Source organism: Xanthomonas sp. SI (assembly GCF_014236855.1).
GTDB lineage: Bacteria > Pseudomonadota > Gammaproteobacteria > Xanthomonadales > Xanthomonadaceae > Xanthomonas_A.
The window spans coordinates 2,301,670-2,322,495 of the sequence record NZ_CP051261.1 but is presented as its reverse complement, the minus strand read 5'-3'; the positions used below and the strand labels follow the sequence as shown (position 1 = coordinate 2,322,495).

The 20,826-nt window shown below is 69.0% G+C and carries 8 protein-coding genes; 1 reads left to right on the top strand and 7 read right to left on the bottom strand.

Going from position 1 to position 20,826, the window contains the following annotated elements:
- Positions 1-61 precede the first annotated feature (61 nt).
- Positions 62-1,087: an Ldh family oxidoreductase gene (locus HEP75_RS09555; protein ID WP_185826258.1), complete on the top strand. Its 1,026-nt coding sequence runs from the start codon at positions 62-64 to the stop codon at positions 1,085-1,087.
- A gap of 423 nt (positions 1,088-1,510) precedes the next feature.
- Here the strand turns inward: HEP75_RS09555 and HEP75_RS09550 are convergent, their stop codons facing one another.
- From HEP75_RS09550 to HEP75_RS09520, 7 genes are all read right to left on the bottom strand, one after another.
- Entirely contained in the window at positions 1,511-4,399 is a 2,889-nt protein-coding gene (locus tag HEP75_RS09550; protein WP_185826257.1) for a TonB-dependent receptor, read from the bottom strand.
- Positions 4,400-5,001: 602 nt separating this feature from the next.
- A complete protein-coding gene (locus HEP75_RS09545) occupies positions 5,002-6,594 on the bottom strand; it encodes a glycoside hydrolase family 27 protein (RefSeq protein ID WP_185826256.1) in 1,593 nt (530 codons plus the stop codon).
- A gap of 56 nt (positions 6,595-6,650) precedes the next feature.
- Entirely contained in the window at positions 6,651-9,074 is a 2,424-nt protein-coding gene (locus HEP75_RS09540) for a glycoside hydrolase family 127 protein (protein WP_185826255.1), read from the bottom strand.
- A 204-nt stretch (positions 9,075-9,278) separates the two neighbouring features.
- The gene (locus HEP75_RS09535; RefSeq protein ID WP_255424040.1) at positions 9,279-12,188 is read right to left on the bottom strand and encodes a TonB-dependent receptor; all 2,910 of its coding nucleotides are present in this window, start codon (positions 12,186-12,188) and stop codon (positions 9,279-9,281) included.
- 444 nt (positions 12,189-12,632) lie between these two features.
- Positions 12,633-14,954 carry a S9 family peptidase gene (locus HEP75_RS09530; protein WP_185826254.1) on the bottom strand — a complete coding sequence of 774 codons (2,322 nt, stop codon included), beginning with the start codon at positions 14,952-14,954 and terminating at the stop codon, positions 12,633-12,635.
- 19 nt (positions 14,955-14,973) lie between these two features.
- Positions 14,974-16,566 (bottom strand): family 43 glycosylhydrolase, encoded by a 1,593-nt coding sequence (locus HEP75_RS09525; protein ID WP_185826253.1) that lies wholly within the window; start codon positions 16,564-16,566, stop codon positions 14,974-14,976.
- A complete protein-coding gene (locus HEP75_RS09520) occupies positions 16,563-20,801 on the bottom strand; it encodes an Ig-like domain-containing protein (protein WP_255424096.1) in 4,239 nt (1,412 codons plus the stop codon). The genes HEP75_RS09525 and HEP75_RS09520 overlap by 4 nt, the downstream gene beginning before the upstream one ends.
- Positions 20,802-20,826 lie beyond the last annotated feature (25 nt).

The following is a 20,826-nucleotide window of genomic DNA, read 5'->3' as shown; positions in this document are numbered from 1 at the left end:
AGGGTTTTCACAAAGCGCGGCACGGGCGAGAATCCGGGTCACTCTCTTTCGTGCTTTTCCGATGAATGCCAGCGATACCGTCGCACTGTCCCTGGACCAGGCTACCGAGCTGGTCGAACGTATCCTGCGCCATGCCGGCTTCGGCCCGGCGCATGTGCGAACCCTCACCGCCACGATCGTCGCGGGCGAACGCGACGGCTGCGCGTCGCATGGGCTTTACCGCACCCTGGGCTGTGTGACGACGCTGCGCAACGGCAAGGTCGCTGGCGATGCCGAACCGGTCGTGCACGATCAGGCGCCCGGGATCGTTCGCGTCGACGCATGCGGCGGCTTTTCGCTGCTGGCGTTCGAGCGCGGCCTGCCCTCGCTGATCGAAAAGGCGCGCGGCAATGGACTGGCGGCGCTGGCGATCAACCATTGCGTGCATTTCTCCGCGCTATGGCCGGAAGTCGAACGCATCACCGAGGCCGGGCTGGTCGCGCTGATCTGCAATCCCAGCCATGCCTGGGTCACGCCGGCCGGCGGCCACACGCCGTTGCTGGGAACCAACCCGCTCGCGTTCGGCTGGCCGCGCGTGGACGCGCTTCCCTTCGTGTTCGATTTCGCCACCAGCGCGGTGGCGCGCGGCGAGATCGAATTGCACCGCCGCGCCGGCCTGCCGATTCCCGAAGGCTGGGGCGTGGACGCCACCGGCAAGCCGACCACCGATCCGAACGTGGTCGCCGGCGGCGGTGGTGCGATGCTGACCTTCGGCGGACACAAGGGGTCGGCGCTGTCCGCCATGATCGAATTGATCGCCGGGCCGCTGATCGGCGACCTCACCAGCGCCGAATCGCTGGCGTATGACGCCGGCGCCGGCGCTTCCCCGTACCACGGCGAATTGATCCTGGCCTTGGACCCGGTGCGCTTCCTGGGCGCGGAATGGGCCGTGCACATGGCACGCGCCGAGGCGTTCTTCGCCGCCTATCAGGGCACCGGTGCGCGGCTGCCCTCGCAACGTCGCTATCAGGCGCGCGCACGTAGCGTCCTTGAGGGTGTGCGGATTCCGTGCAACCTGCACCAGGACCTGCTGAAGTTGCTGGAGTAAGCCGGGGGCTACGCGGCTGCGCGGCGCGAGCGCCAAGTGCCGCCCGACGTCACGGCTGCGCAGGCAACAAGGCGTCGCACCAATCGATCCGAAAGCCGTGGCCGTCCAGCGTCAAGGACAACCAGACATAACGCCCATCGAAGGGATTGTCCGGATTCCTGCAGTCGCAGATGTACCGCAGCCTTGCACTCGCCGAACCAATAGTCGGCGCCGTCACGGTCGCGCGGCAGGCCGGCGCCATGAGCGTTGATCGCCACACCGTAGCGATCGTTCCACAGCACCCCAGGGGGATCTGCCCGGCGCCAGCGGCAGCCATATAAGGGCTGCCGCCGGCATCGCGCACCACTACATCGAGACACGCCTGCAGACGCCGACCGGAAACGGCATCCGCAACGACCCGGTTCGGACTGGCCGAACGCAGGCCTAGAACTTCACCGTCGCCCGCGCCCAGTAGTAGCGGCCGAGCAGATCGTAGGTGGCCACGTCGGTGTTGGCGTTGCCGACGTTGTTGGCGTAGTACAGCGGCGGCTGCTTGTCGGTGAGGTTGTCAACGCCGAACTCGACACGGGTGCGCCACTGCGCGAACTGATAGCCGACCTGCGCGCTGTGGTAGACGTAGGCGCCGATGCCACGCACCACGCTGGCCTCGCCGACGTCGGCCGACAGGTTCTGCCGCGCGTCGGCGCTGCCGATCTCGGTGGCGCCGATGTAGCGCATGCGGTAGTTGGCGCTCCAGTTGCCGAGGTTCCAGCCCAGGGTGCCCAGCGCGCGCCAGCGCGGGAAGTTGCCGTAGGCCTGGGTGTACTTGCCTGCGTTGTGGATGGTGACGGTGTTCGGGTCGGTGCTGTCCGGGTTGACGTCGTAGCGGATCGTGTAGGTGCCGTTGAGGCCGGCGTTGAAGCTGCCCCACGCGGTGTCCGGCAGACGGTAGTTGAGGCTGAAGTCGGCGCCGCTGGCCCACAGCTTGCCGAGGTTTACGGTGGGCTCGGCGACGTAGTTGATGGTGCCGTTGTCGTTGCGGTGGATCAGCGCGCAGAATGCGCTGCCCGAGTTGGCGTAGCACTGGTTGAACACGGTCTGCGCCGACACCTGGGTGATGGTGTCCTGCAGGTTGATCTTCCACAGGTCCGCGCTCATCGACAGGCCATCCAGCCAGCCCGGATCGTAGACCACGCCGAAATCGTAGGACTTGCCGGTCTCCGGCTTGAGCTGGTAGCCGGCCACCACCGCACCGGACGCCTTGGCGCCGATCTGGTTGTCGGCCTGCTGGTAGCTGCCGTCGGTGGGCACGTTGACGCAGGCGCCCTCGTGGCCACCGGTGTAGCCGTTGCACGGATCGTTGACCGTGGCCGAATCGCCGACCACGCCGGAATACAGTTCGTTGATGTTCGGCGCGCGGAACACCTGCGACACCGTGCCGCGCAGCAGCAGGTTCTCGATCGGACGGTACTCCAGCGAGACCTTGCTGTTGGTCTTGCTGCCGACGGTGTCGTAGTCGGAGAAGCGGCTGCCGATGGTCAGGTTCAGCGAATGCACCAGCGGCAGGTCGGCCAGCAGCGGGAACAGCGCCTCGGCATAGGCTTCCTTGACGCTGAAGCTGCCGCCGAGCACGGTGGCGCAGAATTCGATCACCCCGCACATGCCGTTCTCGTCGCCGGTCCACAGCGGATCGGCGGCGGTGGAGGTGCTTTCCTTGCGATAGGACACGCCCGCGGCCAGGCTCACCGTGCCGGCCGGCAGGTCGAACAGGTTGCCGTTGGCGTTGGCCTCGAACTGCTTGACCGTGTAGACGCTGGTGACGATCGGGTTGACCACCAGCGCTTCCAGCGCGGCCTTGTTGCTTTCGCTGTTGAGGTTGAACACGTCGATCGGGGTGCAGCCGGCGATCGCTGCGCCGGCGCTGCCGCACTTGACCGTGCCGTCGCTGTCCAGGAACGACGGCCCCACCGCGGCGTTGAAGCCGGCGTAGTCGAGGAAGCCTTGGTTGATCGACTTCTGCTTGACCTTGCCGTAGTTGACGCTGGCATCCCACTGCCAGGAGCTGTCGCCGAAGCTGCCGCGCAGGCCGGGATTGATCTGGAAATTGTAGGTGTTGTACTCGTAGCGGCGGTTGCCCAGCACCGTGGCGCGGCTGTTGAAGCTGTTGTACGAGGTCCCGGTGCTGCGGTCGGTGCCGAAGTTGACGCCGAACGGGTTGTAGTAGCTGCCGGCGGAGACCAGGAAATTGTCGCCGTTGGCGAAGATCGGAATCGGCGCGATGATCGAGGACGAAGTGGTCTTGCTGAAGTAGGTGTTGACGTAGCCTTCCAGGTGATCGTTGAAGCGGAAGCTGCCGATCACGAAGGCGTTGGTACGTTCCTGCGGGGTCTGCAGCAGGTTGTATGGCTGGTAGTTGTAGGAGTCGGCGGAGGCGTTGTAGCAGTGGTACTGGCTGGCATTGGTCGGGCTGCCGCTGCCGCCGTTGAAGGTGACCCGCGAGCAGCCGTTGCTCGCCGCCAGCGCCTTGGACTGGGCGGAACCTTCGTCGAAGCTGATGCTGCCGGTCGGCGTGGCCGAGGACCCCTGCTTCACCGGCACGCCGTCGATCAGCGACAGCGCATCCTTGGAATAGCCGCGCTCGCCGGCCGAGACCGGATCGATGTTGTGGTACGACAGGCCGGCGACGATGCTGCCGCGCTCGCTGGTCTTGCCGGCGGTCAGGGAGAAGTTGCGGCGGTTGCCGTCGCTGCGCGAGCTGGTGCCGAAGTCGGTGCTGGCCTCGATGCCGTCGAAGCCCTTACGCAGGATGAAGTTGACCACGCCGCCGATCGCGTCCGAGCCGTACACCGCCGAGGCGCCGTCGCTGAGCACTTCCACCCGCTCGATCATCGTCGCCGGAATCGCATTGACGTCGTTGCTGGCCAGGCGCGTGCCGTTGACCAGGATCAGCGTGCGCTTGTCGCTCAGGCCGCGCAGCGAAATGGTCGAGGCGCCGGTGCCGCCGCCATTGTTGGTGTTGGGATTGGTCGCGTTGCCGGCGATCGACGGCAGTTCCTGCACCAGATCGCCGAGCGTGGCCTTGCCGGTCGCCTCGATCTGCGCGCGGTTGATCGTCACCACCGGATTGGCGGTCTCGGTATCGACGCGGCGCAGGCGCGAACCGGTGACCACGATGCTGTCCAGGGTCTGGGTCTTGCCGTCGTCCGCGCTCGCCTCCTGTGCCAGCGCCGACCAGGAGCTGCCCAGCGACAATGCGGCGACCACGGCCAGTGCCAGCGGCTGTTGCACCGGTGCGCGGCGATGGGAAGGATGAGATGCGTGCGGGAACGACATGGAGATCTCCTGAGCGATGGCGACACGTGGCGTAAGCGAAAACGATGGGCCGAACGGCTCCACGCCGGCTTGCGCCAGCGACGGAACATGCAATGAGGACGACGCTGCACAGCGACGCCGGTGATACGCATCCTGCGCCGCGGCCTCAACAAGGCCGGACACAATCTCGGGGATGCTGGTTGTCCTTCGCACGCAGCGCGTGCGCAGATCCCCGGTCCTGCGGTGGGTGGCGAAGGGCGGTGGCGGATCCTGTCCCGCGCACCGGCCGCTGGGCCGGAAAACAAAAGGTCATCACGTTTTAACGATGCGATCACAATGTGCCCGGAACCACGGCCGGCGTCTTGTCGCAATTAGCGGTTCTGCATGCGGAATAACGCATGGTCGCGACACAGCGGCGCGATTGGGCGACCGACCGGCATGCATGCCCGTTGCTTTCCATTCAGCCAGGCAATCGGTGCACGCCGGCGCTTCGCTGCGTGCAACTCGGCACAATGTCGTCGAACTATGGCAATGGCTGCGATATATCGCCAAGCAACGCCACGCACGAAACAGGCAGGACGAACCACGCGCGTAATGGCGCGTCCTTCGCCCTCCCGTCGAACTCAATGCGGGCGCGCAGCAGCCGGTGGCGACAGCCGCAGCAACACCACGCCATGCGCGGCGACCTGCACGCTGCGCAGCTCGCCGGCAGGCCGGCTGCCGCCGCGCCACAGATCGCGCCAGCGGCGTCCGCGCAGCACGGTGCCGGCATCGTCCGCGGTCAGCGCCACGCGATGCGGCTGCGCATCGCGATTGAACACGCCGAGCGCGACGCCGCCATCGGCCAGCGGCTTGCGCCAGATCTCGATCGCGCCGTCCTTGCGCACCGCCCTGCCCTGCACGCCCAGCGCATCCTGGTCGATCGCCAGCACGTCGCGGTTACGCAGCAGCGCCAGCGTCGCCGGCGTCATCTGCCGCAGGTCGTTGCCGAGCAGCAACGGCGCCGCCGACAGCGCCCACAGCGCCAGGTGCGTGCGGTACTCATCCACGCGCATGCCGCCGTTGCCGACCTCGAGCATGTCCGGATCGTTCCAGCCGCCCGGCCCGGCATCGGCGGGATCGCCGTTGCGGTCGAAACCGATCGAGGCCATCTTCGCGTAGCTGTCCTCGATGTCGCCGGTGGTGCGCCACAGGTGGCCGCCGACCTCGCGCCCCCACTGGCCGACATGGTCGCGGCCGTACTGGCACAGGCTGTAGACGATCGGCCGTCCGGTTGCGCGCAGCGCCTGGCCCATCTGCAGGTAGGCGCGGCGCACCTGTAGCGGTTCGCGAAAGATGCCTTCGCCGGAGCACAGGTCGTACTTGACGTAGTCCACGCCCCAGCCGGCCCAGGTGCGCGCGTCCTGTTCGACGTGGCCGTAGCTGCCGGTGTAGCCGGCGCAGGTCTTGGGTCCGGGCGAGCTGTACAGACCCAGCTTCAGGCCCTTGCCGTGGACGTAGTCGGCCAGCGCGCGCATGTCGGGAAAGCGCGCGTTCGGCTGCAGGACGCCGTCGCGGTCGCGCTGGCCCTGCCAGCCGTCGTCGATGTTGACGTAGACGTAGCCGGCATCGCGCAGCCCGGAGGCGACCATCGCGTCGGCGATGCGGCGCACGGTGGCGTCGTCGATGTGCTCGGCGAAGCGGTTCCAGCTGCTCCAGCCCAGCGGCGGGGTCCGCGCCAGGCCATCGCTCGGTAGCGCTGCGTAGCCCGGCAGCGGCGCGACCGGGAATGCCAGCCGTGCCGCGTCGGCCTCGCTGCCGCGGCTTGCGCGCGCGTCGACCTGCTCGTCCCAGATGCGGCCGACCACGTGCAGCTGGCCGTGCTCCAGGGTCGCGGTCCACGGCTGCGCCGGCAGCCGCGGATTGCCGTTGTCGATCTGGAAATGGGCCACGTCGCCGTCGATGCGCAGTTGCTGCATCGGTACGTCGCCATACCAATCGGTGGTGATGCTGCCTTGGGCCTGGCCATCGCGCTGGACGATGCGCAGGTAGCGCGGACCGGGAAACGACGGCCCCTGCGCGATCACCCAGATGCCGTGCAGCGGGCTGGCCGGCGCAACGGCCGCGGCCTGCGGCGGCGCATGCGCGCAGCCGCCACTGCCGGTCACCGCGAGCGCGAGCAGGCCACGCCACAGCCAGCGGCGGGCGGGAAAAGCGAAGCGCGTGCCTGACGCCATCGATGGTGCCTGTCGGGGCGCGACGCCAGCGCCGCGTGCGTGCGCTGCCGCAGCCGTCACGCGCTCGCGGCCGGGATCAACCAGCCGCCGAACAGCGGTCCGGCGGTATCGCCGTGCTGCGGCTCGATGCGGAAGGTCAGCTGCTTGGCGCCGGTCAGCGCGGGCGGCAACACATAATCGCGATCGACGAAGTCGATGACCTGGCTGCGGTCCACCTGCACTTCCACCGCCAGCTTGCCGTCGATCAGGATGTTGAAGCGGCCCTTGTCGCTGCCCCAGAAACGCAGGCGCAACGCCAGCGGCTGCGCGCTGCCTTTCATCTGGAACTCGACGAAGCCCTTGCCGCGCACGTCGCGGCATTGCTGGCGGCGGTAAGCGCCGCCGAAGGAGGTATCGCTGCGCAGCTTGTGCGCCTGCTCGGAGGACTCGTCGCCGAACTGGATCATGTCCACCGCGGTGGCCTGCAGCGCCGCGCGCTCGGCCTGCTGGCGCGCGCGCCGCGCCGCTTCCTGCGCCCACTGCGCCGGCGCCAGGCGCTTGAAGTACAGCGCGCTGCGGCGTTCGTACTGCGCATAGAACGGCACGAAGGTCAGCCCCGGCGGCTGCGTGGCGGCAGCCAGGAAATGCCCGGATTGCGGCAACTCGGCGAACCCTGCCAACGGATCGGCCGCGGCCACCAGCGCCGGGTCCGGCGCATCGTAGGGCTCTGCGATCGGGCCGAGATCGGCGGCCAGCGCCAGCGGACCGCGCATCACCACCACCGTGTCGGCGTCGCCGGCGGCATGCTCCAGGCGCAGCGGCATCGCCAGGTCCAGTTCGATCACGTCGCCGCTGCGCCACTGCCGCTCCAGCGCCAGGTAGCCGTCGGCGGCGGTGCCGCGCTGGGTCTTGCCGTTGACGCGCAGCGTATAGCCACCCTGGCACCAGGCCGGCAGCCGCAGCAGCAGGCGGCGCGGCGTGCGTGCGCCGGCGCGGCGCAGTTGCAGCCGCACCTTGCCGTTGTCGGGCACGCCGCTGTCCAGCTCCAGCGCCAGGTCGCGCTCGGGCCAGTCCAGGGTCGAGGGGATGTACAGGTTGACGTAGAGCGAGGACGCGTCCTGCCAGTAGATCGAGTCGCCGAACTGCGCATGCGCCTCCATGCCGCTGCCGACGCAGCACCAGAACGAATCGAACTTGTCGGAGAAGCCGCGCTCGCCGCCGCTGATCATCGGCGTCATATAGGTGAACATGCCGGTGGCCGGATGCTGCGCGGCCATCGTGTGGTTGTGCAGGGTGCGTTCGTAGTAGTCGAAATAGCGCGCCTGCGGCGTCCACTGGTACAGGTGCCGGGTCAGCTTGAGCATGTTGTAGCTGTTGCAGTGCTCGCAGGTCTGCTCGGTCAGGAACGCGGCGATGGTGTCCGGTTCCTGGAAATACTCGCGGTCGGCATTGCCGCCGATGACATAGCTGTAGTGGCCGGTCACCGTCTCCCAGAAGAAACGCGCCGCCGCCGCCGCATCGGCATCGCCGGCGACCTCGAACTGGCGTGCCTCGCCGATGAACTTGGGTACCTGGGTATTGGCATGGATGTGCGGCAGCTCGTCGCGGCCGGCCGCAGCCGGATCGATCACCTTCTCGTGGCGCAGGCGCTTGCCCAGCGCGATCCAGCGCGGATCGCCGGTGCGCGCGCCCAGTTCGATGTAGGACTCGTTGAGGCCGCCGAACTCGGTGTCCAGCAGGGTCTGCATCTGCGCGTGGTCGAGCGCGTCGAACACCCCGCCCAGATAGCCGGCCAGCGGCAGCAGCACCTGCAGCGCCTGCGCGTTGCCGGCCAGTTCGTGCGCATCGAGCAGGCCGGCGAACAGCTTGTGCACCGTGTACAGCGGCGACCAGCTGCCGTTGAGATTGAACTTGCTGCCCTTGATGATGCCGCGGCGTACTTCCTCGAACACCACCTTGCCGTTGTCGATGGCGCCCTTGTCGTTCTTGCGGGTGAGTCCGCCGACGTAGCCGTCCGCGTCCTTGGCCTGCGCACGCGCCAGCTCGGCGACGATGTAGTCGATGCGCTGGCGCAGCGCCGCGTCGCGGGTCTGCGCATGCATCTTGGCTAGCGCGCTGAGGTAATGGCCGAGCGTGTGCCCCGCGATGGTGTCGCCCTCCCAGCCGCCGTAGACCTCGCCCTTGGGCGGCAGGCCGGCGTACTGCAGGAAGTTGTGCAGCAGGCGGTCCGGTTCCAGCTCCAGCAGATAGCGGCGATTGGTCTGCAGCGAATCCAGGAACAGCGACGGCTTGAGCGTGACCTGCTTCAGCGGCAGCGCCTGCACGGTACCGGCGCTGGACGCGGCGGCATCCAGCGGGAAGCGCAGCAGTCCCGCGGCCACCGCGAGCGCGCTCCATTGCAGGAAACGGCGCCGCGACGGATCCAGCGCCGCCATATCGGCGTCCGCGGACGCGCTATGCGCGCAGTGCGCGCTGTGGACGTGTCCGCAGCGCGCGTTCATCGGGCACCGCGCGAAGGGATGGCCACGGGGAACCGAGAGGAAATGCGAGATGGCATTGCTTGCTCCTTTGCGCTTGGCGGCGGCAGGCGCAGGCCCGACCGCGGCCACGAACGGGCGGCCTGTCGCCACTGTGTCATCGATACGTCATCGCGTCTTGTCGCCACGGCTGCGCGAACATGCGGATTTGTGCCGAATCGCACCCGCTCACAGCGCCAGGCGGATCCCGCCGTAGTACATGCGCCCGATCACGTCGTACACGCCGGCGTGGTAGCCCAGCTCGAAATTGGCGCCGCCCGCCTCCGCCCCCGGCACCCGCGGCGGCGCGCGATCGAACAGGTTGCTGACCCCGCCGAACACTTCCAGCCCCGACTTGAGCCGGTAGTAGCCGGACACGTCGCTGTAGAACACGTTGCCGGTCCACACCTTCTGGTACTCGGTATCGGTGACCTGGGTGCTGCTGCGCATCTTGGAGAAGTGGCGCAGCGACCAGGTCGCACCGGCATGCGCATTGGACCAGGTGCCGCGCAGCACGCCCTTCCAGGACGGCGAGCCGAACACGCCGGCGAAGCGGGTGACCTCCTCCGGCTGGTCCGGATCCAGGGTGTAGTCCTGGCGGATCAGGTGGGTGTAGTTCAGGTCGAACGACAGCGCGCCGGCATTCTGGCCCCAGCGCTCTGCCAGGTCGTAGCGGTACTGCGCGAAGAAGTCGACGCCGCGGGTCAGATAGCGCGACAGGTTGAGCTTCTGGGTGACCGCGTTGAGCAGGTTGCCGTCGGCATCGCGGCTGACGAAGGAGCAGAACTGGTTGTCCAGGGTCGGCGCGTCCACGCACTTGTTGATGATGGTCTGCGCCGGGAACGAATCGATCGCGCCGCGCAGGTCGATGTTGTAGTAGTCCACCGACAGCGAGAAATCCTTCAGGAAACGCGGGCGCAGCACGATGCCGACGGTGCGGGTCTTGGCGGTTTCGTTGGCCAGGTCCAGGTTGCCCTTGGTGATGATGTCGCGGTACAGCCAGTAGGTGCTCTTGTCCGACGGATTGAGCTGCGCGCAGTTGGCCGCGGTGTACTGGGTGCGGTCGGTGCGGTAGCGCTGGTTGTAGGTGTTGCACGGATCGGTGACCCACATGCCGCCGATGCTGCTGGCGGTGTACAGCTCGCCGATGTTGGGCGCGCGCACCGCCTTGCCGTAGGTGCCGCGCAGGGTGATGTCCTGGATCGGCGCCCAGTCGATGCCGAACTTGTTGGTGACGGTGCGGCCGGCGGTGTTGTAGTCGGACACGCGCACCGCCGCGTCCACGCCCAGGCGCTGCGCGAACAGCTTGTCGGCCAGCAGCGGCAGGTGCAGCTCGCTGTAGAGTTCCTTGACGTCGTACTGGCCGACCAGCGGCAGCTGGGTGGTGCCCAGGCTGGCGTTGTAGGCCGGATTGGCCGGATCGTACTGGGCGATCGCGCCGATGTCGTTGCGCTCCTTGCGGTACTCGCCGCCGAACGCGATCTGCGCCTCGCCACCGGGCAGGTCGAAGATGCCGCCGGAGGCGTAGGCCGACAGCACCTGCTGGGTCATGGTGGTGGTGGCCCAGTCCGAGGTGTAGCGCAGGTAGCCGATCTCCTGCGCGGTCAGGCGCTTGAACGGATTCAACGGCACGCAGCCGTTGCCCGGGTCGGTGAGCGTGCTGCGGCAGATCGCGCTGCCGTCGGCGGCCGTGGTGGAATCCACCGCAAGGTAATAGCGCTTGTAGGACACCGTATCGATGTCGCGGTTGCGCTGCTCGGTGCGGCCATAGGAGTAGTACGCGCTGTAGTTCCAGGCGCGCCCGCCCAGGCTGAAGTCGCCTTCCAGGCCGACCACGCCCTGCAGCAGCTGGCGCCGGTACTGGCTGCCGCCCTGCCCCAGTTCGTCGTCGAAGTGCCGCGCGAAATAGACCCCGTCGGTGATCGTGCCGCCGTTGGCCGCGCGCATTTCGTCGGTGATGAACGGGCTGTCGGCCGGCACCGCCTCGCTGCCGAACGCGCTCAGCGCGCGCCACGCCGATTGCGAGGTGGTACGCGAATAACCGACGTTGGCGAAGAAGCGCAGGCTGTCGCTGAAATCGAAGTTGAGCGTGGCGCGGCTGGCGAAACGATCCGACGGCACCGCCAGGTACCACGAGTCGTAGCGGCCGCCGTACTCGCCGCCGTCGGTGAGCAGGCTGCCCAGCGCGGTGGATGGATCGGCCAGGCTCAGCGGCACGCTGTTGACGTAGCCGCCCGGGCCGAGCACCGGCGCGCGCAGCTGGCCATCGGCGGTCATCGCATAGTGGCGGCCGCCGAGGATGAGCTGCGCGTCCTCGGCGTTGTTGATGTTGCGGTTGTTGTCGGAGATCCAGTAGCGCTGGTTGCGGTTGTTGCGCGTGTACATCGGGTAGCCGGTGGCGGTCCACGGCCGGTCCTGGCCGGACACCGAATCGGGCTCACGCTCGTAGAAACCGTAGACGGTGACATTGCCGCGGTTGTCGGCAAAGTTGTGCCCGAACAGCGCATCGACGCTGCTGCTGCGCATGTCGCCGCGGCTGGAGATGCCGTAGCGTGCGCTGGCGTCCAGGCCCTGGAAATCCTTCTTCAGGATGAAGTTGGCCACGCCGGTGACCGCGTCGGCGCCGTACAGCGCCGAGGCGCCGCCGGTGATGACTTCCACGCGTTCGACCAGGCTGGACGGAATATTGCTCACGTCCACCGCCGAGGTGCCCGGGATCGCCGGCACCTGGCGGCGGCCGTCGACCAGCACCAGGGTGCGCTGGGTGCCCATGCCGCGCAGGTCCAGCGCGTTGATGCCGGGATTGCCGGCCAGGTTGCTGGTCTGGCTGGTCTGGGTCAGCGCCAGGCTCGGCAGCTGGTTGACCACGTCGGCGATCTCGGTATAGCCGGACGCGCGGATCTGCTCGGCGCCGATCACGGTCAGCGGCGTGGGGCCATCCAGCGCATCGTTGCGGCGGATGCGCGAACCGGTGACGACCACGCTGTCCAGGGTCTTGGCGTCGGCGGCGCTGTCGCTGCCATCGGCCGCCGCGGTGGCGCCATCGCGCACGGTGGTCGCCTCCTGCGCCGCCGCCGGCAGCGCGGCAAGCAGCGCCATGCCGATCGCAGCGCACAGCAGCGTGCGCCCGTGTCCGCGTCGATCGCGACAGGCCGAGGCCGGAGGTATTGAAGGCAAACGAACGTCGCGCATGGGTTGTCTCTCGGTTGAGCGGCCTGCACGCAAAATCCAGGCCGCACGACGCCACGCCCTCGCCGCGCATGGCAACGAGAACCCGCATCGATCGATGGAGGCCGTGCATCCCCGCACGGCGCAGAATGCGGTGCGCGTATCGCGCATCGGAAAACCGTTGCGCGTCTCCGCGCCCCGGAAAAAAACCCGTTGCGCGTCGCTACGCACCGCAACTGCAGAGTTTCACGTCGGCACGGTCAGCGTCTTGTGGAAAAACGTCGCCTTTGACGTGGAAATTTGTCGATATGTTGCGCTGTGTCGCAGCGACGGCCACACGCCGCGCGCCACCTCACGCAGGCACGCGCGCAACCCTCAGTGCGCGACGGGCGCCGATGCCGCCGCCGGCCGGTTCCAGTCCGGCGTCGGCGCCTGTTGCAGCCAGCGCACGAAGAAGTCCGCCAAGCGGCGCCGGCCGTAGTCGCCGCCGGCGCCATGGTCGCCGCCCGGCACCACCAGCAGATCGAAATCCTTGCCGGCCTTGATCAGCCGATCGGCGACCTGGAAGGTGCTGGCCGGATCGACGTTGTGGTCCATGTCGCCGGTCACCAGCAGCAGATGCCCCTGCAGGCGCGCGGCGTTGTCGACATTGGACGAGGCCGAATACCACGGCCCCACCGGCCAGCCCATCCATTGCTCGTTCCACCAGATCTTGTCCATGCGGTTGTCGTGGCAGCCGGAATTGGCCACCGCGGCGACGTAGAACTCCGGATGGAACAGCAACGCGCCGAGCGCGCTCTGGCCGCCGGCGGAGGTGCCGTAGATGCCCACGCCCTGCTCGATCGCGTACCACGGATACTGCGCCGCCACGGCGCGGTGCCAGGCGATGCGATCCGGGAAACCGGCATCCTTGAGGTTGCGCCAGGCCACGTCGTGGAAGACGCGCGAACGGTTGTTGGTGCCCATGCCGTCGATCTGCGCCACGGCGAAGCCGAGCGCGGTCAGCGCCGGCACACGCGCGCTGAAGGTCTTGGGCACGAACGAGCCGTGCGGCCCGGCATAGATGTTCTCGACCACGCGGTAGCGCTGCCCGTCGGCTTGCGCCTGCGGCCGATGGATCACACCCCAGATCTCGGTCTTGCCGTCGCGGCCGGGCGTGTGGAACGGCAGCGGCGGCAGCCAGCCGGCCGCGAGTAGCCGGCTCAGGTCGGTGCGCTCGACCTGCCGCACCAGCGCGCCGTCGTCGCTGCGGCGCAGTTCCAGCACCGGCCCCAGGTCCACCCGCGAATACAGGTCGAGCAGCCAGCGTCCGTCGGGCGACAGCACGACCTCGTGGTCGGCCTGCGCCGGGGTCAGCGCGGTCAGCCCGCTGCCATCCAGGCCGATGCGATAGGCGTGACGGTAGTAGGGATCCTCGCCGGGCGTCATGCCCGAGGCGATGAAGTAGATCTGCTGCGCGACCTCGTCGACGCGCTCGACCTTGCGCACCACCCACTCGCCGCGCGTGACCTGGCGCGGGGCGGCGCCGCTGCGCGTGTCGTACAGGTACAGCTGCTCCCAGCCGTCGCGCTCGGAGGCCCACAGGGTGTGCGCGCCATCGGCGAAATCGTGGCGATAGCGTTTGCCGCCATTCTCGTGGGTGCCACTGAGATCGGAATACTCGATGAAGGTCGGCGAGGTTTCCTCGATCAGCGTGCGCGCCTGCGCACTGCGTCCATCCGCCTCGATCACCCGGTAGCGCTGATGGCCGCGTTCGTTGTACTCGAAGGTGAAGCCGCTGCCGTCGCTGCGCCACTGCGCCCAGCTCAGCGCGAACGCATTCGGGAACAGCGCTGCCGGCACTGCCTTCGCCTGCCGCGAGGCCAGGTCGAACAGCACCGGCTGCAGCACCGGCAGCGGATCGCCGGGCTTGGCGTAAATCTGCTGGTGCAGCTTGGGCTGCAACTGGTCCGGCGGCGCCGACTCGATGTAGTACACCGTGCGCGGCGCTGCCGGCTTGATGCGGTAGGCGACCAGCCGGGTCGAATCCGGCGACCAGGCGATGCTGTCCGCCGCGTAATACTCGGCGGTGCTGCCATCATGGCTGAGCGCGACCGGGCTGCCGCCAGCGGCCGGCGCGACCACCACGTTGCCGGCCTCGACCCAGGCACGCCACTTGCCGTCCGGCGACGCCTGCGCATACGCCGGACCCTGCTTCAACGGGATGCTCATGTCGTAGGAATCGGGCGGCAACGCGCCCATCTCGGTGCGCGTGCAGCGGTACTGCGGCAGATCGCACTGCCAGCGCACGCGATCGCGCTCGAACACCAGCCGCTGCGCGTCCAGCTTCACCTCGTCCAACCGCAACGCCGCCGCATCGACCGGCTTGCCGCTGGCCTCGGACATCGCCGCCGCCAGCCGCGCGTGATCGAACGCAGGTTCGTTGCGGCCGTCGGCGACCGCGACCCGGCGGTACTCGATCGCCGGTGCGGCGCCGCTGCGCGCGAGCGTACGCCGATACAGGAAATGCCCGGCGTCCAACCACAGCGGCTGCGACGGCTGGCGGTCGACCAATGCCTCGTAGCGTTGGCTCAGCGCCTGCGCGCGCTGATAGTCGTCCGCGCTCGGCGCGGCCAGCGCGCAGGGTGCCAGCGCCGCCAATGCGAGCAGCAGTAAGCCCGGTGCGGCGACGCGCCGCCCGTTTCGATCCGTCTTCATCCGTCGACCACCCGATGCATCAAAGCGTGTCGCAGCGCTGCGCATCCGCAACGCCGGCCTGGGCCAGGCGCTGCGCGCGCGTGGCCCACATTTCCCATTCCTGCACCGCCAGCGCGGCATAGCGGCCGTCGCCGCCGGAGGCATCGAACACCGCGCGCACGCAGCGCGTGGTCACCGGCGCGAAACGCAGCGTCTGCACGCGGTCGGCTACCGCGCCGCTCTTCGCCTCCGCCAGCGGCAGCCACTGCCCGTCCTTGCGGTATTCCAGATGCCAGCGCGCCGGCGGCGCCACGCCTTCGTTGGCGCCGGGCGGATGATCGGCCCAGAACACGATGCGGCTGCGCTGCAGCGTCACCGGCTGAGCCCAGCTGTACTGGATCCACTGCTGCGGCGGATTGTGCGCGGTCCAGCTGCCCCACATCTGCGGTGGCAGCGGATTGCGCTTGACCACGCCGTCGTTGAGCGCGGCGATCCAGTATTGATGCGGGATGTCCGGGCCGTTGGAAGCGCTGGCGGATGCGTAGCGGGCGACGTTGCGCTGCAGCGGCTGCGGCGGCTGCGGCGCGCGCGTGGCCAGCACCGGGCGAATGCGTGCCGGCCGCTGGGTGTCGTCCCAGTCCAGCCGGTCGATCGCCACGCTGCGGCGGAAGTGGCCGCCGCCCTTGGCATCGGCGGTGTGATAGACCAAGTACCACTGGCCCTTGAACTGCACGATGCCCGAATGCGAGGTGGTGGAGGATACCGGCGGCAGGATCACCCCGCGGTAGGTCCACGGCCCCAGCGGCGACGGCGCGCTGCCGTAGGCGATGCAGGCGTGATACAGCGTCGGCGTGCAGTCGGAGTCCGGCCCGGCGCGGTTGCCGGCGTAGGCCATGTAGTAGGTGCCGTTGCGCTTGAACAACCACGGCGCCTCGAAATAGCCGTCCAGCGTGGTCACCGCCACCGCCGCGCCCTTGGGCGTAACCATGTCGCGTTCCAGTTCGATCCCGAACAGCTTGCCGAAGGTGCCCCAGTACAGATACACGCGGCCATCGTCGTCGACCAGCACGGTCGGGTCGATGTTCTGGATCGTGTTCTTCACCGGCAGCGATTGCGACAGGATCGGCCCTTGCGGATGCGCATCGCGCCACGGCCCCAGCGGGCTGTCGGCGACCGCCACGCCGATCGCGAACGGATCGGCGTTGGGCGAATGCTTTTCTTCCACCGGTGCGTACAGGTAGTAGCGTCGGTCCGGTCCCTGCACGATTTGCGCGGCATAGGCGCGGCCCGCGGCGGCCCAGGCGAACACCTGTTCCGGACGCAGCAGCGCCGGATAGTGGGTCCAGTTGCCGCTGCCGACATCGTCGGTCGCCAGCATTTGCCAGCGCTGGATCACGAAGTCGTTGACGTCGGGCGGCGCCTCGTCGCGGCCGGCGATGATGTACAGCTTGCCGTCGGCGACCAGCGGCGCCGGATCGGCGGAATAGTCGCGGCCGTCGGCCAGGATCGGATTGCCGGCGCTGTGCACGCTGCGCGCGGGCAACGGTGCCGCCTGCGCGCCCGCAACGGCAAGCGCCAACAGCAGGCAGGCACCGATGCGCCGGGCGACACGCGCGGCGCGGCGCAGGCTCATGGCGCCACCGCCGCGTCGACCACGATCTGCAGCCGCACCGGCAACTGCCCGCTGCCGCCGCGTCCCTGCGCGCTGCCAACGATGCTGCTGGTGCCCGGCGCGGCATACGCAGCCGGCGCCAACGGCGGCCACTGCACCGGCACCCGTTCGCGCGAGCCGTCGTTGTACTGCACGCCGACGAAGGCTGGCAGCGCCGGCATCTGTCCGGCACGCACGTGCAGCGGCGGCGGCGCCTGCACCGTGTTGATCTGGCCCGGCGCGCTGGCGCGCACCCAGATGCTGGCGGTCACCGGCAGGCCGCCATCGGCCAGGCCCTGCAGCTGCACGCGGCCTTCGCCGGCCAGCGCCGTCGTGTCGAGTTGCGGCCAGCGCACGCCCAGCCAATCCCAGCTGCCGTCGGCGAAGTAAGCGGCGATGCGCTGCGGCAGCGCCGGCGTCTCGCCCGGCGCCACCCGCACGTCGATCGGCTCGACCGCATCGGCGCGCTCGGCGAACACCTGCCATTCGTCGATGCCGACCGCGGCATGGCCGTCGCCCTGCACCGCGGTTTCCAGCACCGCACGCAACGCGCTGGTGGTCACCGCTGCGAACGCCACGCGGCTGGCTTCGCCGCGCGCGGCAACCGGATAGCCGCCGCGCACCGCGATGTCGCGCCACTGCTCGCCATCGCGGTATTGCAGCTTCCACGCGCGCGGCGGCGCCACCCCGCCACCGGGCTGGTCGTCCCAGAAATACAGCGCCGCTGCGTTCAAGCGCTGCGGTTGCCGCCATTGGTACTGCACCCACACCGAAGCCGGTTGCGCGCGGCCCCAGCTGCCCCAGCGGCGATCCGCGGACGGCACTTGATCCGGCGCGGGCAGCAGCCCGTCGTTGAGCGCCTGCAGCCGGTGATGGCCGGCGGTGACCTGCGCGCTGGCCTCGGCCTCGCCCTGCACTTCCAGGCCCTGCCCCACCGGCGCCGGCACGGCGACCACGGCCACGTCGGCATGGCCTTGCAACGCGCCGTCGTCGGCCTGCAAGCGCAGCGTGTAGGCACCGGGCGCGGTGAAGCGCACGCTGCTGCTCGCCGCCTGCGGTTCCTCGAAGATCGCCGCGCCGCCCGGCGGCGCCTGCAGCACGCTCCAATGCAGCGCCAAGCTGCCGTTCGGCAGCGCGTCGTCGCCGACGCGGCCAACGACACGCAGCGCGCCGCCGCCAACACCGTCCTGCTGCCAGGCCTCGACCTGCGGCGCCTGGTTGGGCTTGGCCGCCGGTACCCGCGCGCCGCTGGCATAGGCCTGGATTTCCTTGATTCCCGTGCGCAGCGCGCCGGCATGGGTCACCAGCACGCGCAGCCGCTGCACGCGCAGAGCCGGGAAGCGCACGCGGTTGCGGTTGCCCTGCGCGATCGGCGCATCGCGCACCTGGCCGGGCACGGTCTTCCACGCATGCCCGTCGAAATACTGCAGCACGTACAGCCACGGCGGCGCGTAGCCGGCGCGGGTGCCGGAAGCAAAGCCGTGCTGCTCGCCGGGCGGCGAGGAGCTGCGGTAGAAGTACAGGCGCACGTCGTCCAGCAGTTGCGGCCGGCCCAGGTCGAGCTCGATCCAGTCGCTGCGCGACGGCGACCCGGCCGTGCCCCAGAACGGTTCGTTGGCGGTGCTGCCGTCCACCACCGCGCTGGCCGGGAAACCGTCGGCGGCATAGCTGGCGCTCACCGCCGCGCCCTGCGCGAAGTTGTGCGCGGTCGCCTGCAGCGTGGTGTCCACGCCGGCGTCGGCCAGCACCGCGGTGATCCGCGCATCGGCGGCGAAGCGCACCTGCGCCGGCGTCTGCACGGCGATGGCCTTCGAACCGAGCACACGCAACTGCGCGGCATCCGCATTGACCGCATCCGGCAGCGCCTGCACGCGGCCGCTGGCCGGGTCGTAGAGCACATGCGCCAGGCGATCGACGGTGAACGCCAGCTTCCCGTCCAGATACAGCGAATAGCCCTTGGGCACGGCGCCGCCGTAGTGGCGGCCGTCGCGGTCCCAGACGATGGACAGGTCGCGATCGCGGTAGCGCACCGCGTCGGCGGCGAAGTGGTCCCAACCGATGTCGATCGGATACAGCTCGATCTGCGCGTCGCTGCGCGGACGCAGGCCCATCGCATCCTCGATCACGGTGAAGTTGGTCGCGCCGAGCTGGGTGTGGTGGATCCAAGAGCGGTAGCCGATGCTGCCACCGTCGGCGGCGCTGCCCTGCGCCCAGAACTCGTTCTGGTCCGGATAGCGGTTGTCGCCGTCGATGTAGTGCGCCCAGGCGTTCCAGTACAGCAGCTTGCGGTAGCTGCCCGCGTCCAGGTACGGACTGGGATAGTCGCGCAGCGCGCTGCCGAGCAGGCGGAAGGCGACGGTGGAATTGATCACCGAGAAATTGTTGCTGCCGCCGGCGCCGCGCGCCTGCCGGTCGGCCTGGTTGGCGGTATAGAACGGGAAGATCGGGTATTGCCGCGTATCAGCGAACAGGCGCAGCGCGCGCACGTACTTCGGGTCATAGTCGGCATCGCCCTGCTTCGGCATCAGGCCGACGCTGAACGGGTAGTAGTTGTTGGTCTCCTTCCAGTCCACCGGCAGTCGCGCGCCATCGGCCTGGCGCTGCTTGAGCAGGTCGCCGTGCAGGCCCATGCCGTCGGCGGTCGCGCTGTGGTCCTGCCACAGCACAGCGAGCACGGCGCTGCGGATCTTCGCCGCCAGCGCCTGCATGCGCACCGCGGTGGCCGCATCGCCGGCGAGCTGCGCGGCCTGCGCCGCGGCCAATGCGTTGGCGTAGACGTAGGCGCTCTCGCTGCGGTCCATGCGGATCTGGCCGTGCTGCTTGGCCCAGTCGAAGGACACCGCATCGGCGTCGTTGCCGGTCATCGCTGCCCAGTCGTACTCGATCAGGCCGTTATTGTTGCGGTCGTAGGCGCGCAACAGCGCGTCCACGTCGGCGCTGGCGTAGCGCGCCAGCTGCGCCGCCACCGCCGGCGGCCCGCCGTGCAGCTGGTAGGCGCGCCAGGCGGCGGCGCTGAGGTATTGGGCGTAGGAATTGGACCAGTTCTCCGGCGCGCCGGGATTGTCCACGTACTTGCCGCCGCCGGCGGTCTCGCCGGCGCCCAGCCACGAGCCGTAGGCGTAGCTGGGATCGCGCAGGTACTTGAGGTCGTCGATGAACATGCCGGTGGTCAGCACGATCGCATTGTCGTAGCCGAGCACGCCTTCGATCGCCACCGGGAACTGGTAGTCGTTGCCGGGCACCGCGGCGTCGAGGAAATTGAAGCGGAGCAGCCACCAGCGATAGAACAACGTCTTGTCGATGTTGTCCTCGGGCGTGTCCAGGTACGGCAGGTTGTCGGCCCACCAGCGGTTGTAGGCGACCACGTGCTCGCGGTACGCCTGCTGCGGCGACTGCGCGGCGATGCGCCGGTATTCGCTCAGCGACGCCGGCAGTTCGTGCGTGACCAGCCCGAGCTGCACCTTCAGCGTGGCCGCTTCGCCGCTCGCCGGCAGCGCCACGCGGCGCGCGATGGAACCGCCCTCGACCGCGAAGCCGTCGCCCGACAGGCGCGGAAAGACCGTGGTGATCGCGTTGTGGGTGGCGAACGCGCCGGTGAGCTCGGCGCCGTCGGCATGCGTGGCCATCGGCGAGATCGCACGCAGGGTCAGCGTGCGCGCCACGCCGTCGCTGCTGGACAGCGTGGCCTCGGCCACGGCCACGTTCTGCTCGCTGATGAACTTGACCAGGCGCAGCCGCACGCCGGCGTCAGCATCGGCGTAGACGCTGCTGAAATAGCTCGGCGTCTGCCGCCGCTGCGCGCTGTCCTCGACCAGGCGCAGCGGCTTGCCGTCGATCTCCGCCTGCAACCGGAACAGCGCATCGTGGCCGGTCTTGTGCGCATAGGCGACATCGCCGACGAAACCCGGCTGCTGCGGCTGGTGGGTGTACATGTACGCGGCGCGGCCGCGGCTGAACAACCAGTTGTTGTCGTCGTCGAACCCACCGCCGGTGCCGCTGCGCGCGAGCATGCGGTCGATCCAGAAATCCTTGCCCGGCGCCGTGCCGGCGCCGGCCGCCAGATCGGCGGCGAACACCCGTTGCAGATGCCCGCCCGGCGCGAAGGCCACGCCGCTGTCCGGAATCGGTGTCGGCGTACCCTTGAAATGCGGATAGCCGAGCGAAGCGTTGCTGGCCTGCAATGCTTCGCCATCCGCGGCGGCGGCGCTGGCCGCCACCGCGCCGCATGCCGCACCCAGCAGC